The organism is uncultured Aquimarina sp. (genome assembly GCF_947492115.1).
Lineage (GTDB): Bacteria > Bacteroidota > Bacteroidia > Flavobacteriales > Flavobacteriaceae > Aquimarina.
Genome location: NZ_CANLMM010000003.1, coordinates 419,609 through 437,056, shown reverse-complemented (window position 1 = coordinate 437,056; position 17,448 = coordinate 419,609). Strand labels below are relative to the sequence as shown.

The 17,448-nt window shown below is 34.1% G+C and carries 11 protein-coding genes and 1 tRNA gene; 2 read left to right on the top strand and 10 right to left on the bottom strand.

The annotated features are described in order from the left end of the window. The first annotated feature begins 22 nt into the window (after positions 1–22). The gene (locus tag Q1A73_RS11325; protein WP_299605466.1) at positions 23–421 is read left to right on the top strand and encodes a hypothetical protein; all 399 of its coding nucleotides are present in this window, start codon (positions 23–25) and stop codon (positions 419–421) included. A 76-nt stretch (positions 422–497) separates the two neighbouring features. Here the strand turns inward: Q1A73_RS11325 and Q1A73_RS11320 are convergent, their stop codons facing one another. From Q1A73_RS11320 to Q1A73_RS11305, 4 genes are all read right to left on the bottom strand, one after another. Beyond that, complete coding sequence (locus Q1A73_RS11320; protein ID WP_299605464.1) at positions 498–1,598, bottom strand: DUF4407 domain-containing protein; 1,101 nt, start codon at positions 1,596–1,598, stop codon at positions 498–500. Between the two features lie 126 nt (positions 1,599–1,724). Then, positions 1,725–4,085, bottom strand: a complete 2,361-nt coding sequence (locus Q1A73_RS11315; RefSeq protein WP_299605462.1) for a M56 family metallopeptidase — start codon at positions 4,083–4,085, stop codon at positions 1,725–1,727. Continuing rightward, on the bottom strand, positions 4,082–4,453 hold the full coding sequence (locus tag Q1A73_RS11310; RefSeq protein ID WP_299605460.1) for a BlaI/MecI/CopY family transcriptional regulator: 372 nt from the start codon (positions 4,451–4,453) through the stop codon (positions 4,082–4,084). Before Q1A73_RS11310 ends, Q1A73_RS11315 begins: the two co-directional genes overlap by 4 nt. A gap of 127 nt (positions 4,454–4,580) precedes the next feature. After that, positions 4,581–5,969 carry a dipeptidase gene (locus tag Q1A73_RS11305; protein ID WP_299605458.1) on the bottom strand — a complete coding sequence of 463 codons (1,389 nt, stop codon included), beginning with the start codon at positions 5,967–5,969 and terminating at the stop codon, positions 4,581–4,583. Positions 5,970–6,122: 153 nt separating this feature from the next. On the opposite strand from Q1A73_RS11305, the gene Q1A73_RS11300 reads away from it, so the two are divergent. Continuing rightward, a tRNA-Leu gene (locus Q1A73_RS11300) sits at positions 6,123–6,204 on the top strand. 70 nt (positions 6,205–6,274) lie between these two features. Here Q1A73_RS11300 and Q1A73_RS11295 read toward each other — a convergent pair. The 6 genes from Q1A73_RS11295 to Q1A73_RS11270 all read right to left on the bottom strand — a co-directional run bounded on the left by Q1A73_RS11295 (position 6,275) and on the right by Q1A73_RS11270 (position 17,175). Further along, positions 6,275–8,104 (bottom strand): cytochrome c peroxidase, encoded by a 1,830-nt coding sequence (locus tag Q1A73_RS11295; RefSeq protein WP_299605456.1) that lies wholly within the window; start codon positions 8,102–8,104, stop codon positions 6,275–6,277. 79 nt (positions 8,105–8,183) lie between these two features. Next, positions 8,184–9,788 (bottom strand): phosphatase, encoded by a 1,605-nt coding sequence (locus Q1A73_RS11290; protein ID WP_299605453.1) that lies wholly within the window; start codon positions 9,786–9,788, stop codon positions 8,184–8,186. A 443-nt stretch (positions 9,789–10,231) separates the two neighbouring features. Continuing rightward, positions 10,232–11,098, bottom strand: coding sequence for a hypothetical protein (locus Q1A73_RS11285; protein ID WP_299605450.1), 867 nt, complete (start codon positions 11,096–11,098; stop codon positions 10,232–10,234). A gap of 12 nt (positions 11,099–11,110) precedes the next feature. Continuing rightward, on the bottom strand, positions 11,111–13,474 hold the full coding sequence (locus tag Q1A73_RS11280; protein WP_299605447.1) for a hypothetical protein: 2,364 nt from the start codon (positions 13,472–13,474) through the stop codon (positions 11,111–11,113). 322 nt (positions 13,475–13,796) lie between these two features. Next, positions 13,797–15,452 carry a 7TM diverse intracellular signaling domain-containing protein gene (locus tag Q1A73_RS11275; protein WP_299605444.1) on the bottom strand — a complete coding sequence of 552 codons (1,656 nt, stop codon included), beginning with the start codon at positions 15,450–15,452 and terminating at the stop codon, positions 13,797–13,799. Between the two features lie 46 nt (positions 15,453–15,498). After that, entirely contained in the window at positions 15,499–17,175 is a 1,677-nt protein-coding gene (locus tag Q1A73_RS11270) for a hypothetical protein (protein ID WP_299605442.1), read from the bottom strand. Positions 17,176–17,448 lie beyond the last annotated feature (273 nt).

Sequence of the window (17,448 nt, the reverse complement as noted above, 5' to 3'; positions counted from 1 at the left end):
GTGGCGATTAATGATAAAATTTATGAATAATTTCTACGAAATAGATGAAATAGGAAAAATGGAGCTTTTAAGCAATCTGAATTGTTACAGTAGCTTAAAGGAATTTAAAATTAAAGAGTATTCAATAACTATAGGAATTAATTCCAATGATGAAAATCAAGCCAAAAATCTCCATAAGTATATACATCTAATTTTGAACCAAATTACAAGTTTTGATAGTAATGCAAAGGACAAACTAAAAGAACTATATAATCCAACTAAAAGAGAGCTTGAAGAAATAAAAGTCAATCATATAGATTTTTATATCAATAAAGATTTTGATTTACTTTATAACCTCCCCGAAGGTTCTCCAATGGAATATTTAACTATCAAATTTTCTGAACATGGGAAAATTATTGATTCTGGAGGAGGAAATTATTAAAAAATGAACCACAATAATGTGTAACCACAATTAAAAAATTAGTGGTTATACAAATTGCTAAACACACAATATTCCTTTACAGAATGTCTGTTTGTCTTTTATAAAAGGCGTCTTGTTGTTTTTGCATTAATTCTCTAGCGATTTTCTTTTTGTACTGATACAACTCATCTTCTTCAGCGATATCATTGTAAACTCTATCATTTACCGTATGATCGGTTTCTAACAATGCTTTGCGTTGATCTGCTTTCTGAGCCGTCCATGTTTTGACTTCACCTTCTAAATCTTCTATTTTAAAATCATATTCCCCTTTGGGAGATAATAATTTTGCAAAAATCGGAGAGGTTTCGATCGCTAAAAACAACAGAAAGATAAAGAAAGAAGGTAACCAAGGTAATTCGCCCAACGCATTTACCCTTGCCATTAATCCATCAAAATTGTCAATAATTGGCTGAGAATCTTCTACCTGTTTTTCATATGCTTGTGCAAGTTCACCTTTTTGTGTTTCTAGATTTGCAATTTTTTCAGCATTCGTTTTCTTTAACTCCACTAATTCTGCTAATTGCGCATCATGCTTTTCTCTTTTTTCCTTATACACAGGACCTTTACCCACGAGCTCTGTTCCCTTTCTCCCTTCTGCTTCGGCAATATATGTTTCATACAATTCATTGACTTCCGCTTCTTTGGTAGTCACTTCTTTTTTTAGTGCTTCAATTTCAGTATCAATCCCTTCTACAACAGGTATATATTGCGTAGCTATCTGTTCCTGATTTGCCAACGTAAGATCATTTTTTTGCTCTAAAAGCACTTGATCAATTTCTTTTTCAAAAATCTTTAATTCTAAAGGTTTAGATATCACTACTGCTATGATGACTGCCAAGATAATTCTAGGAGAAGCCTGCAAAAGTTCATCCAAAAAACTATCCTTTTTCTTTATGGTAGAAACGATAAACCTATCCAGATTAAAAATTAACAGCCCCCAGACAATTCCGAAAAACACTGCTGTAAAATAATTATCAAAAACTGTGTATAACGCATAGCTAGCAGCTAAAAAAGCCATTAATGCTGTAAAAAATACGGTTGCGCCAATACCGGCATACTTATTTTGTTCTCCGTTGGAGCAATTGGCCAAAATATCGGCATCTGTGCCAGAGCACAGAATAAAAAATCGTTTTAACATAATCTAAGGGTAATTTTGATTGACAATAGACTTATAACGCTGATTACTAATCAAATGTTGCACAAAAACCCCACCAAAGTGAGGTTTTAATGCGTTTTTATGTATTGATGAATGATATCTAAATAATTAATCTTTGATAATCACTTTAGATTTACCGTTATTAGTAGAAGCATCAATGGATAGCGGATTACCCGAATCCTCTACTAATTTGAGTGCTTTTTTAGCGGAGATTTTCTTTCCGTTATAATAGAATTCCGCGTCGTTTTTTGCCATGTTTTCTATTAATTTAGCAGGAGTCTGGCGTTTAGCTCGTTGTTCTGCTTTTCTAGCATTCATTTCTGCCTTGCGCATTTCTTGTCTTGCTTGTTGTTCTGCTTTTCGAGCTTGCATTTCAGCTTCACGTATTGCTTTTTTCGCATCCAGTTCTGCTTTATAGGCTTCAAATTCAGCTTTTACTTGCTCTTTTTGGGCTTTTCTTTCAGCCTCTAGAGCTAACCTTCTGGCTTTCGTTTCTTCTTTTCGCATTGCCTTCTCAGCCTTTCGAGCTTCTATTTTAGCTTTTCTCATATCTTTTGCCGACAATTCTCTCAATCTTTGTCGTTGTTCTAATACCTCTGCTCTTTGTTTCTCTGCTTGTTCAGCTGCTTCAGCTCTGGCTCGTTCTGCAGCTCCTATTAACTTCTGCATTTGCTCCATTGCGATAGCTCGTTTTACTTCAGCTTCTTCAATTCCAGCAATTGCATCTCTTCTATTTTCCTGCTCTACTCTTTCTGCTTCTGCAATTAATCGCTGAGATTCAGCTAACACTTCCATTTCTTCTGCTTTTATCTCCTCTAATGCTCTTTCTTGTTCCGCTTTTTGTTTCGCAATCTGAGCCTCCACTCTTTTGACATAAGCTTCTTTTTCTTCTTGAGTCAAGTCAGAATCTTCTGCAAACATTACCTCCACATAATTTCCATTCACTTTTGAAGGAGCTTCTGGAGCAGGTGGTGGCGGAGGTGGAGGAACATCACTTTTCTCACCTTTCTTTACTTTCGGAGCTTCTGGCGCTGGTGGTGGAGGCGGTATATCAGGAAACTGCTCCGACCTTTTTCGTTGATCCGGATTCATCTTTGTATAAATATTTATCATACGATAAATCTCACTCTGCTTTACGCTAACTGGTTTATTCCCTTTGATCTTGGAATTTAAATCCTTTGCCCAGATATTATATTCTTTTACCATTTCTTCAGTTACTCCATCCTGAACGTCTTTCTCTTTCCAATTTTTGGAAATGGTCATAGTTCTTTTCTCAGAAGTATTTTTAGTTGATGATGGTTCAAAAGATTGAGATCCTTCTACATAACCTTCATTTTTAAACTTAATATCATCCATGCCAAGGTCTTTAAGCGCATCTAATAATGGAAGTATAAACAAATCCTTATTAGCTTCTTCATGAAAAGTTATATTAGCATTCGCATCTTTTTCTGAAGCATTATTTTTTACATATTCTTTTGCTAAATCTCTTACTTTATCAATACTAATTTTCTTTTCTTCATGATAAAGATTGTTATCGGCGTCAATTGTTAATTCAAAATCATCTGCAACTAACAGTTCTGGCACTTCTTTGATAATTTCCTTTGCTACAATATCATTATTAAATGACAGTAAACCAATTGCTAGTAAGGGTAATACGGCTAGCATCTTTAAGATTGCCCTCTTGCGGGAAAAATTTTTAGTCATCATCTGTAATCGTTTTTTTGTTAATGAATAATTAATAGGACTCGATAATTCAGCCTGATTAGAGCTGTTTTTGTAATTAAGGAGTAAGTCAAAATAACTCTGTATTGAAAATTGTTGTTTTAATACATTCTGATCTGCTAAGAACTCATGATTTAATCTGATTGATTTTTTGATAAAAATAAATACTGGATTAAACCAAAAAATTACTTGCAATAATTCTACAAACAGTATATCTAAGGTATGCTTCTGAAGCACATGTGTTTTCTCATGAAGAAGGATTTGTTCTGGAATAGCGTTTTGTTGAAACTCTTTTTTGGAAACAAAAATAAAGTCAAGAAACGTATGCGGAACAATGGAGTTTCCCACCAAAACGTTTACATGAGATGTCTCCTTTAAACGTTCATTTCTTCTCACTTTTTTGCCAATATCGATAAGATTCTTACTGAAACGAATGCCAAAAATCAACACGCCGATACCGTATATACTCCATATGATAATTGATGTATAATCAAGTGGTTCTTTTACGTCACTTAGTTCAGATACATTCATCATCAATGGAGCTGTCCCATCTACCACTATTTCTGGTTGCGGAGCAACTTCTACCTCATAAGTAAGTGTAATAAGAGGTACGCTAAAGGCAAACACTAAACTAAAAAGAAGATAGAATCTCTTTAAAAAATGGATATTCTCCTTTTCTAAAAACAACTTGTAGAAACCCCATAAGAGCATCAAACACAAAGAAGATTTAAGGATATAGGCTATCATTTTTGTTTCTTTAAAAGTTCTTGATCCACTATTTTTTTAAGCTCCTCTAACTCGGAAGTAGACAAATTTGTTTCGGAAGTAAAAAACGAAGCAAACTGTGAAGCAGAATCATTGAAGAAATTCTTTATTAAGCCATTCACATGCTTGGAGAAATAATCTGTCTTTTTTACCAACGGATAATATTCTCTCGATTTACCATATAATTTGTAGTCTACAAAACCCTTGTCTTTCATTCTTTTTAACAAAGTTGCCACTGTAGTTGTAGCAGGCTTTGGTTCTGGAAAGGCATCGAGTAAATCTTTCATAAAAGCTTTCTCTAATTTCCAGAGATACTTCATTAATTGTTCTTCGGCTTTTGATAATTGCATTCTTCTACATTATTAGAATTAACTCTACAAATGTAGAATAAAAATTTATATTTCCAAACATCCTTATTCTAAAAAATAAAAAAACCGCTCATTTAGAGCGGTATATCATTAGTTTTATAAGAAAAACTTATTTAAACAATTCGGTAAAATATTTATAAAATAACGGAATAGTTTCTATTCCTTTTAAATAATTCCAAACTCCAAAATGTTCATTAGGGGAATGAATCGCATCGCTATCTAGTCCAAATCCCATAAGAATAGTTTTACTTTTCAGTTCTTTTTCGAACAAAGAAACAATTGGAATACTACCTCCGCTTCGTTGTGGGATTGGAGTTTTACCAAAAGTATCTTCATAGGCTTTACTCGCTGCTTGATATCCAACACTATCGATTGGGGTAACATATCCTTGTCCTCCATGATGCGGAGTGACTTTTACTGTTACCGCTTCTGGGGCAATTGCTTCAAAATGTTTTGCAAACAACTCTGTGATTTCTTCCCAATCCTGATTAGGAACTAATCTCATGGATATTTTAGCGTATGCTTTACTAGCAATCACAGTTTTTGCACCTTCTCCTGTGTAGCCTCCCCAAATTCCATTAACGTCTAAAGTTGGTCTAATAGAATTACGCTCATTAGTAGTATAGCCTTCTTCGCCATATACCGCTTTGATATCTAATGATTTTTGGTAATCCTCCAAAGAAAATGGAGCTTTTGCCATTTCTGCGCGCTCTTCTTTAGAAAGCTCTTCTACTTTATCATAAAATCCTGGAATGGTAATATGGTTGTTTTCATCATGAAGTGAGGCGATCATTTTTGTCAGAACATTAATTGGATTTGCTACTGCACCTCCATACAATCCACTATGTAAATCTCTGTTAGGACCAGTAACTTCCACTTCTACATAACTCAAACCTCGTAAACCAGTAGTAATAGAAGGAACATCTTTTGCAATCATACCAGTATCACTAATCAGTATTACATCGTTTGCTAACTTCTCTTGATTATTTTCTACGAACCAACTCAAGCTACTACTTCCTACCTCTTCCTCTCCTTCTATCATAAATTTTACATTGCAAGGAAGCTGGTTAGTCTTCGTCATTAATTCCAAGGCTTTTACATGCATATACATCTGTCCCTTGTCGTCACAAGCTCCTCTTGCAAAGATTGCTCCTTCAGGATGTAACTCTGTTGCCTTAATAACAGGTTCAAACGGAGGACTGTCCCAAAGATCTATAGGATCTGGTGGTTGTACATCATAATGGCCATATACCAACACTGTTGGCAAATCTGGATCGATAATTTTTTCACCATATACAATTGGATATCCTGGAGTTAAACAAATTTCAACCATGTCACACCCTGCTTTCTCGAGACTCTTTTTAATCTCATCAGCAGTTTTAATCACATCATTTTTATAGGCAGAATCTGCACTGATCGACGGTATTTTGAGTAGTTCTAAAAGTTCGTTGATAAAACGATCTTTATGTTCCTGAACGTAAGATTTAATATTTCGCATTCGTATGAGTTAATTTTCGTTAAATGTAATAAAAGTTTATATTTTTTAAGAAGGTTGTTTTTATTTTAAAAGTATTGTTTATATTTGCACCCGCTTACTAACAATAGTGGGTCATTTTGTACTAAGTCCTAAGTGGTACAAAATAGTAAAAATGCGGGCGTGGTGGAATTGGTAGACACGCTAGACTTAGGATCTAGTGCTTCACGGCGTGGGAGTTCGAGTCTCCCCGCCCGCACAGTAAAAGAAAAGCTGAATCATTTGATTCAGCTTTTTTATTTTACAAATTCTTTGAGTTTTACAAAAGTTTAATCTCCTTTCTCAAACTGTTTATCGTTCAACGTTTTTATAAATGCAATTAAAGCTTTAAATTCATTATCAGCTAAATTCAGTGAATCAGCTGGTAGTGTTTGATAAGGCACATTCAGTCCCATTCCTTGTCCACCCCCTACGTTATAAAATTTAATAACTTCCTCCAAACTGTCATATACTCCATTGTGCATATAAGGTGCGGTTAATTCCGCATTTCGAACAGTCGATGTCTTAAAGAAGTTTCGTTTTTCTTCTACTTCATACGGATAATATTGGCCTGGATCTTCATCTAATATTGGGTGTTCAAAACTTGCATTTTTAGGAACTCCAAGATTTTCAAATTCAGTTTCCAAGTATTTAGGAGGAACCGTACCATTAAATGTTGGTGGAAAATGACAAGTTGCACAAGCAGCTTTTCCCATAAATAAGTTGAAACCTGTAATTTCTTCATTAGTAAGCGTATTTTCAAGACCTTGCATGTTTCTGTCAAACTTCGAATCAAAAGGAGATAAACTTCTGATATATGTAGCTATGGCATGGCGTGCATTACGATTTGAGATATTTCCATCATATAAAGAATCGAATTGCTTTACATAAGTCGGATTCGAACGAATACGTTGCTCTATAGTGTTTAGATCTAAATGAAATTCATTTTGATCATTAACTACCTTTACAATTTGATCTTCTAAACTAGCAGCTCTACCGTCGTAAAAGAACGTACGTTGAAAAACTGCGTAAGATAATGTCGGTGTATTGCGGAGTAATTCAATATTGTCAATTCCTTTTGCTTTTTTAAGTCCGTCTGTAAAGGCTTTGTCTTTATGATGACATGTAGCGCAACTAATGGTACCTGTACCCGATAAGGATTCATCATTAAAGAGCATCTTTCCTAAAGCAACTCGCTCATCAGTAATTTCCGGTGAGCGTGGCGTTGAGAATTGCGCCATATTAAAAAAGTCTTTATCAAAAAGATTGGTCGATGATGGATTGAGAGCGCGAGAAGTGTTTAAAGTTACCTTCCAATCTTTTGATGTTAAATTAATAAGCTCTAACTGTTTGTTCGTATGGTTTTTGATAAATGTATATCGATCAAACGTATCAAAGTTTCCTGATTTTAATTCTGAAATCGTATTTTCTATCTCTTTTACCCAAGATTGATATAACTCCTTCGAAGCGAAAGCTTCTTTATACATACCAAGAACTTCATTAATGGTTTCGTAATTATAAATGGCTTCATTTAGAGAATTTGCTAACATGGGCGAATCAAAACCTGTAATGCCTTTTGTAGCAATATTCACGATCGCATCACGCAACATTTTTAAATGATGCCTATCACGTTGTTTTATAATAATATGATTCTTCCTAATGTAAGGGATACGAACCTGTAGATACTGCGCAACCCTAAATATCTCTTTATTTTCAGGGTTTTCTTCAGCATATAATAATTCTTCTAGAACCTGGTAACTTTTGGGCTTTGATTTTTTAATATCTTGATAATCCTCCATTTCGATTTTCAGCAAATTCGGAGCATTCATTGAAAGGTAATTCTCATAGTCATAAGCTATGAGCATAGGCTCTGCACGTTTGTACCATTTTCTGCTTTCTAGAAAATTATTTTTATTTTCTTCTAATGTCTTCAACGTATCTATCTTCTTAATATAAAAAGCAGCACTATCTAAAGTTTTAAAATAGTGATTTCTAATAACGTCGTTGAACATCGATTCAGCTTTTGATGAAGTTGATACTGCCAATAGCTTTTCTTCTTTTTTACAAGAAATGGTAAGAAGTAAGACAAACGTTGTAAAAAAACAATACATATTTTTCATAGCGGAAGAAATAATTTTAAATACACAAAAAGCTCCCTAATACTTAGGGAACTTTTTGTTTAAGTTTGTTATCTTATATCTATCTTGGTAATCCAGTGATCTTAAACAAGAATGAACCTTCAAGTCTAGCAGAAGACTCATCGATTGCAGTAGGATCGTAGAATTTAGCACCATCAGCACGTACAGCTGATTCAGGTTGACTACTGTAATTCCATCCATGTACTTGTGCCCCACCAATGAAAGTAGACTCTGTAGCACCTATAATATCGGTAACATCAATTAAACCAGTTATTTCCCAATAGCTATCTGTATTTCCAATACCCATTCCGGCTGCTGCAACTTGATTACATTCCATTACTTCGGTTACAGCTCCAGTATTCAAATCCAATTGCCATAATTTAGCATAACCTGTAATATCAGCGTTCAAATCTGCGTAACCATTAGGATCTTCTTGAATGTAAGCATAATTTTCAGTCACTAATATGTTATCAGGAGAATGCATACCATCAGCTTTACCACCCTCAAGGTCTCCATCCATAACTACTTCTAAGGTAGCAGGTCCAGTAGGATCGTCTGGATTCATTACTAATTTATAAACACGCCCAAAAGTTGTACCTCTGTTTGCTAAATCAGGATTGTCACTTCTGTATCTTCCAGTAGCGTTAAAATATACCTCTCTGTTAGCATCTGCAGAACCTCTTCTCCAGTCGATATCCTCAATTCTCTGAAAACCGATAGCTAAAGAGTCTATTGCTTCTTGGTTTAATTCATTTAAAGTTCTCTCGGTAACTTCTACCCATTCCACATCATACGATGTACCTTCTGCCATACCCATTTCGAAAAGTTGACCACCAGCACCAGGAGCTGTTTCAGTAGGGTTTGTTCCTCTTAAAACATATAAGCTTCCTCCGTTTAAATCTCCTCTAGCACCAACATACATAGCAAAGTGAGCTTCTGGATAATCATTGCTACTATCATCATCACCCATAAAAACTACTGTTTGCGAAGGATATGCATCTTTACCAATAACTACTGCGTTTTCTGTTGACCATTCACCAAGTGCAGGCAATCTATCCGCCTCTACTCTATCATCTGTAGAACGGAATGGATTCACTCGGTAAACACCCTTGGCATTTCCACCCCACTCACCACCAGAAAGGTAAAGCGGTCCAAAACCGTGCTCCTCTGTAGTAATAGAAGAACCTGAACATTGTGCCGTAAAAGCTGTTGCAGTAGCATTTACAATGTAATCACCTTGTAAAGGTTGTAAATCTGAATTCATCATAATTCTAGCGATAGAAAAGTCAGACTCTAGGTTATTGATAAATGCGTACATGTCATTACCAGCAGGATAAAGAGCCGCTCCATCCATAAAAGAACCATAAACGAAAGTGGAGTCAGAAGGAAGTATATCTGCTGATGTTAATATCATTTCTAAATCGGCAGAAGAAGCGAAACTACCTTTAAGCTCAAAAACGTCGTTAGATACAACTGAGCTTTCTAAAGGTTCAGACTCTTCAAGTGTTAAATCCATACCATCTACACCATCTTGACCGTCAGCTCCATCTTGACCATCGACCCCGTCGATTCCGTCAATTCCATCACGACCATCCTCACAGCTATAAAATCCGATGTTCACCACCGAAATCATTAAAATCCCTAATATTAACTTTCTAAGTTTCATAATTTGTGTTAGTTTAAGTTTACGTTTATTCTTAATTCTGACTATACTTGTATTGAGGTCAAAACTAATTCTTGATTTTTGTAAACCCGTTAACTGAACGTGTTCTATACTTGAAGAAAAATTAAAAAAAACGTTACCTTTTTAAAGAGAATGTTATTAATAAGATCCGATCTAAATAAGCGAGATTTTTGTTGAACTACATAAGTTTATACTACAACAATTTATTATGAGAACTGCACGCAAATATGAAACTTCCCATCCTCCATCAAAAAATTTTGATAAATCTCTACCCGACCATACAACAGAGAAAAAGCCAAATCAGTTGATTCGGCTTTCTTGTTTGGGGTAATAGCCCAAATCTTAAAAAACAAAAAAAGTAAGGAAAGAAAATTTCCAAGGGGTAGTATTAATTTTATGTTATATAGACTTTGGGATTCATTTATTTAAAACTGTACTCCTTTACCAATATTTGTATTTAAAATACCATTTATATCCGAGTTCTGTACCTGACCATTCATATCCATATCTGCTTTACTGTAACCAGAAATACCAAGTAACTGTATCACCGCATTCGTATCCGTGTTTTGAATTTGTCCATTTTCATCAAAGTCTCCGGCAATCATCGCAAAAATTCCATTTCCCATATCCACTACCGAATTTGAGTCTCCGAATACAGAGGCTGTAGTATCACTAAGATTAACAGTAGTTGCTGTAGATGTGTTTAGAGCAACTGTATTGGCACTCATCACTGCTATATGATTTCTATGGTTTATCGCTATATAATAGCTATCTGAAGGCGAATCAAATGCTAAAGCTGATGTTCCATCAACACTCACTATATCTCCATCCGCTTGTACGAATGCAGATTGACTGGCGAGTACTACAGTTGGATCATTTTTATCAAGTAAGCTTACCCAAACCCAATCGACAATAGCATTATTTCCTGTGATATCAAAAACCGTTGCTTCACAGGTTACACTATCTGCATATGGACTCGTAGTGGGAAGTAAACCATTACTTCGTAAACTATCATCCATGATAACAGTTCCAGAAGTTATCAAAGGCCCTTGCAGAAAAATAACTGGAGAAAGTTTCAATTGCAAGATGATCAATTCTTGATGAAATCCTTGGTTTAGTGTTGTGGTTCCATTCGACAAAGTTGTCACCATTAATTCTCCAACTGTAAAATCTAGGCTTACACTGGCATTGCTCAAGGTTGTTCCACTGGATCCAATTACAGTTCGTTCTATTGTTTGAGAAGACAAAGCACTAAAAAAAAGCAAGGCTACAATGAATATACATGGTTTCATAATCTTCATTTTTTATCTTTTACCAATGATTGTTAATACTGTTTTAGCATTAGTTATTGAATCTCCATTATGATTTTCTACAGTATATTCAACTTTCCCTTGTCCTAAACTTGTTATTTGAGCTACTCTATTGGATGTATCATTAGCCGCAATACAGGTGATGGTCACAGCAGGAATACTTGAAAAATGATTATTATAATTAACAGTATATACATGACCACTTAATGATGCTGTGATTCCAGATGAACTGGTAACATTAGAGTTTAAACTACCATCTTCATTCACTATTACAGCGATCATTTCTACATTATTAGCTGCACCTGCAGCTCTAAGATCATCACCATCTTGGTCGATGATTACATTTCCATCAGTTGCAATGTTTTCATCAACTTTTAATTCTCCTTTAACTTGCAATAAGTCATTATCAAATTCCCCATAGATTAAATCTCTAATATGCAACTGATTAGAAAACGTACCTCCTGCTCCTGCTGCCGTTCCAATCAATACATTAGAGTCTCCATTTAAATTATATCCTGCAAAGTATCCGATAACAACATTACTGTCACCTGATTGAGCACCCTCAGCGGCTTGATATCCAATAACCACATTTCTTCTTTCAAGATTTGAAAGATTACTGGTATCATCATATGTTCCAAAAATTTGGTTTTCAGATGGTGATGTTAATATTCCATTAAGCTCAAAATTTCCTCCTAATGTTACATCCCCAGAAGTAGTTATATTCCCATTATTATCAATTTGTAAGCCTTCATCACCCCCATCATTAGAAATCCAGTTATTATTTAGCTTAATATTTCCGTCTACAGCTAATTCTCCAGAAAGTGTTACATTTCCTGTATTGTCAATTGCGATACCTTCATCACCTCCATCATTAGAAAACCATTTATTATTTAATCTTACGTTTCCTCCTAAAACTACAACTCCATCATCCGTAATACGTATCCCTTCGCTATCACCATCATTTGATAACCAGTTGTTATTTAACTGCACATTTCCACCTAAAGAAACTTTTGCTGATGTGATCACATTTCCACTAGCATCAAATTGAATTCCATTATTGCTCGTTCCATCACCATTAATCCAATGAGTAGCTAGGTTAATATTGCTTCCTAGATATAACTTATTGGATGTAGTAACTCTTCCTCCTGAATTTACTAGAAGTCCTTCATCACCACCATCATTAGAAATCCAATATCCATTAGTTCTAATATTTTCTGTGGCTGAATAATTCCCAGCATAATTTGCATCTGCATATTCTTTTGTTATTAAAGCTTTATCGTCTGTAATTTCAGCTAAATCAAAAGATGGAGCGATAATGGTACCGTTCTTTAAAATGGTTAAGGCGTTTGATTTACTCGTACTACTTGTTCCGTTTCCTACTTCTAATAAAGCTTCTGTTTCTACCCAACTGTCGGTTGTTCCGCCTCCTACATTATAGCGACCTACCACAAAACTACTGTAAGCATCTGATATTGTGTTATTACCTAAACTGTAACTGTAATCACCATTGGATGTTACGACATTTCCAAATGCAACAGAATGTGTACCAATTGCATTTGAAACAGAACCTGATGCAAAAGAACCAAAGCCTTGCGCGGTTGCATTTGATCCAAAAGCTCTTGAATCATTACCAGATGCGTTTGCTAAATGCCCTAAAGCTAAACTATTACCTCCTGTTGCTGAAGCATTAGCTCCTATTGCAGTTGAACTAGCTCCTGAGGAAATGGCAAAATTTCCTATAGACGTGTCATATGAATTTTGAGCACTAGCATTATATCCTAATGCAAAACTGCTAAAACCAAGTGCTCCATTAGTTGTACTTGCGTTGGATGATACACTTAAATCAATTGCATTTTCACCTATATCACCATAATTATCAGCATTGGAACCTATTAATCGCCAACCTTTCCCGTTTCCTTCATCTATGGCTTCAAGTCCTGAAACATTTTCAGCAATTGTTGCATGTGCTGCTTGCAACGCATAAGGAACACTTAATAGCTGTGTGGTTCCCATACTTGTATAGCTAGTACCACCAGCTGTATCTACACTGACTTCTAAAAAATAAGAATCTGAAGACCAAGTAATAGTTGAAAAATCATTTGTAGTCGTACCTTGCCCTACAATTAAATCAAAAACCCCATAGGCATTTGTAGTGGGAGTATGGGTTTCTGTATACACCACAGTACCATCTGTGGTAGTTTGATGTAATTTAAATTCTACTCCTATAGTAGTATTCGCTAATATATCTCCTGCAGCATCTCTCACGACCGATTGGTAATTAAATCCTTGTGGTGTTTGCGAATATCCTAGTATACTTATCAAAAGGATCCATAATGTACATTGTAATTGTATTCTCATTATCAATTAATTTTTTAATTTCTTACTTCTTTTTTTGGGGTAAAAGTTGTCATCCAAATAACACTGTAAATTGTTTTTTTATCATAGTGTAGATACGTAGATCTTATATATAAGAAACTTCTTAAAACACTATAGTGTGAGGATTCCATTTTCACACCGCTAAATAACAATGGAAACTTTATAAATTAAAAAAAATTGAGGGTGCAAATGAGGGTGCAACATCCGAAAACCCTTATTTTGCAATACTTTTCAGATATTTTCAATAAACGCTTAATAGGGTTCCCAGATGAAAAAAATGTGCTAAAATGTACGTTTATAAAGATCAAATATACTCGTCTAAGGAATCGTTTTGAGATAGATTTAGCTTCTTTTTGAGTCTAAATCTACTCGATTTAACAGCATCCAAACTTGTATTTCTTAAGTTGGAAATTTCCTTTCGGGAAAGACCTATTTTTATAAAAGAACAAATTTCGATATCTGTTTTTGTAAGATTAGGAAATTGAGAGCTTAGTTTATTTATAAACTCCGTATGATATTCAGCTAATTCTTTCTTAAGTAATAGTGCTTTTTGATCTTCGAACTTGGTACTTCGTACATCTGCAAGTATATTTTTTAAGGTCACGCCACCTTCATCTTTGTCTAATTTTTTAAGATTATCAGCAATCTCTATTTTGGATCGTAACTGTTGTACGGTTTCCATTTGCAATTTTATGATCTCTTTGGACTTCACCGAAATATCTTGCTCTTTAGAAATTATTTCGGTTGCTAATTCCAATTTTTCACTCTGTAAAGTTCGGTAACGATCTGCAACCGCTAACGATAATAATATAGCTTCCAGAACAGAACCAATTACGTAGGCATTCACTGTAACTCCATTGATAGGAATAATCACCAAAAGTGTACACACATACATCACAATGGTTATACAATAACTTGTCCAGGCTGCTACAAGATATTTTGCAAATTGATTTCCCGCCATATACACTCTAATACCAGAAAACAACGCAAGAAAACCAAAAATCATCAATCCCACAGCAACCAATTTGTTGGTAGTATAATACCCAAATACCTCAAATCGTATGATCTCATAAATAAAGGCAATTACCTGAAACCAAATGATTCCTTTCAATAATCTATGGGATAATTTATCATATGTAGCAGTTTCTAAAAATTTAACACAGAATTGTGCTGTTACCACAGTACCAAAGGCAATAAAAAATGGAGCACACCACTCTTGTATAAACAGGTTTTCATCCACTAAAAACTGCTTAAAAAAACCTCTAACTGAGATTTGGGTCAAAAGGCCTCCAATAACAGTACCTCCATATAGAAAATAAATAGAATCCTTCAATCCCCATCCTAAAATCAAGTTGTAAAAAACGATCGTTACTAATATCCCTATTAAAAGGCATACCAGCATAAGTTCATTACGTTCCATTCTTCTAAAATCTTCTTCCTCTAAAAGTTTCATGGAATAGGATCGACCATATTTACTTTTGGTTCTCAAATAAAAGGTCTGTTCTGAATTAGGTTCAAATTTTAAAGAAAAATATAAGGAGGCTCCATTAAAATCTTTGTCCTTGGTATGCACCATATACCCAGTATTTGAAACCACCCACCGATCGTTCTTTTTATAATAAAGTTGCAAAGAATCCTGCAGAGGTTTTTCGATTCGTAACATACGTTTTACAATGGTATCGGAGGCATTATTCACTTTAAATCGATGCCAAACGGATGCATCGCTAAAACCCAGATTCAAAATATCTTTGGAAGAAAGTTGATATGTTAATTTTTGCGCTTGCTCTATCTCATACTCAGGCGGTACATCTTTACTATAATATAAATATGTTCCTAATAAATCATCTGAACCAATCGTTGTTACTTCTATGATGTGATCAGGGTTTTGATTTTCCTGACAGAAAATCGGGGAAATAACACCTACAACAAGAAGAGTGTTTAGTAGAATTTTAGCAATCAAAGGGACTTTTCTTTTAAAAATACAAAATACTTCTTTTAAAAAACAACTATAAGGATTTTATGTAGTCATCGAGAGACTGATCTGCAGATAACTGAAGCTTCTTTTTAAGTCTAAAACGAGTAGATTTGATAGCATCCAAACTTGTATTTCTTAAGTTGGAAATTTCTTTTCGAGAAAGACCAATTTTTATAAAAGAACAAACCTCAATATCAGTTTTGGTCAAATTAGGATGCGAACTTTTTAAGCTTTTCAAAAAATCATAGTTCAATGTTTCGATATTCTTTTTCAGCATTAAGATTTTTGCATCTTCTAATTTGTCCGCTTTTAAATCTGCAATAATACCTTTGAGCGTGACATCTCCTTCTTCTTTTGATAATTTTGCCAAATTTTCGGCAAGCTTTTCCTTCGTATTTAAATGAATTACAGTTTCTGTTAAGAGTTGATTTACCTCTTCTTTTTTAGTAGCTACTTCAGAGTTTAATATAGAAATTTTTTCATCACTTTGTTTTAACTTCCTTTCAAACTGTTTTCCTTGCCTACGTTCCTTTAACCATTTTTTTCGAAGACCTCTAATCATAAAGAATGTTATTACTAGACCAATAAAACTTAACAAGCCGATAAATTTATTTTGAGCTAAGGCCTTATCTTTTTCTAAAACTAATATCTCTTTCTGTTTAACAAAAAGAATACTGTCTTTCATTTTCTTCTTTGCAAATTCATTAGCAACCTCTATCCGGATTATTTCTTTAGATTTCTTCTCTGTATAAATTTCATTTTGAGTTTTTTCATATACTTTAAAATCTTTTAAAGCATTTTTGAATTTACCCAGCCTTTCATTAGCGCGACTTCTTAATTTATATGCCCTAGACTCGAGGTGTTTTTTTTCTATTTGGTTCGCTATAGCAATAGTAGTATCAGTGTATTTTTTTGCTAAGGTATAGTTCTTCAATCGAAAGTTTATATCTGCTAAATCACGATAACTTTCACTTAGATAATGTTTGTGCCCTTTAGTTTTAAAAAAACTTATAGTTTGTTTAGTCATTTTAATCAAATCATCGTAAGAATCATTTTCATCCAAATCCTCCAACGAATACCTAACAAACTGAATATTAGAAGCAAAATATTCAACATCAGCTTTTGTCTCTTTAAAAATTCTTCTAGCTTTCTTTAAATAGTAAAAAGCTGAATCCCGCATCTCCCTGTGATTATAATTACCCGCAAGTAATCTATAGCTTACGCCTAGTTGTTCCTTGAAAGGGATTGTATTAATCTCAATAGATTTTTTAAAATATTTAGCACCATTTACATAATCATATTGATAATCATATAAATTACCAATATTGGTGTTCACATTGATTAATTTATTGGTATCCTTTATTTCCTCATAAATATCTTTTGCTTTATTATAATTGAGCAATGATTCTGGATAATTACTTCTTATACGCGAAATAACTCCTCTTCTATCAAATATTTGTCCACGATGTATTCGAGAATCATAATTGACAGTATCTAACATTACTAAAATCTTACTCAAAAGAGAATCTGCTTTATTTAAATCACGAAAATGATAATATTTATTTAGCCTTAAATAATTAACTATTTTGAGAGAATCGTTGTCCGCATTTTGTATAGCTTCTTTGAGTTCAAGTAATTTAGGATCTTCTTCTTGAGAGAAAGAAAACCAAGAGGCAAGAATTAGAAAAAGACAAATTAGTTTTTTCATTACTTAGAAAAGAATTGATACTATGAAATTAACGATATTATTGCTAAAATAAAAAACTGGATTAATACTTATCAGACAATTCAATTTCAAGTTTATTAAAAAGCTAAAAGACTTATCTAGAACTGGTCAAAAATGATGTCAAAATTTGCTTACTAATTCGTCTCAGATGCGATTAAAAAAAGACGAATTGTCCAAAAAATACACATATTGAGTTCGTGAAACTTACCTTTTTTTGATTAAAATTTGAACAATAATTCACGTCCTAGGCATTAC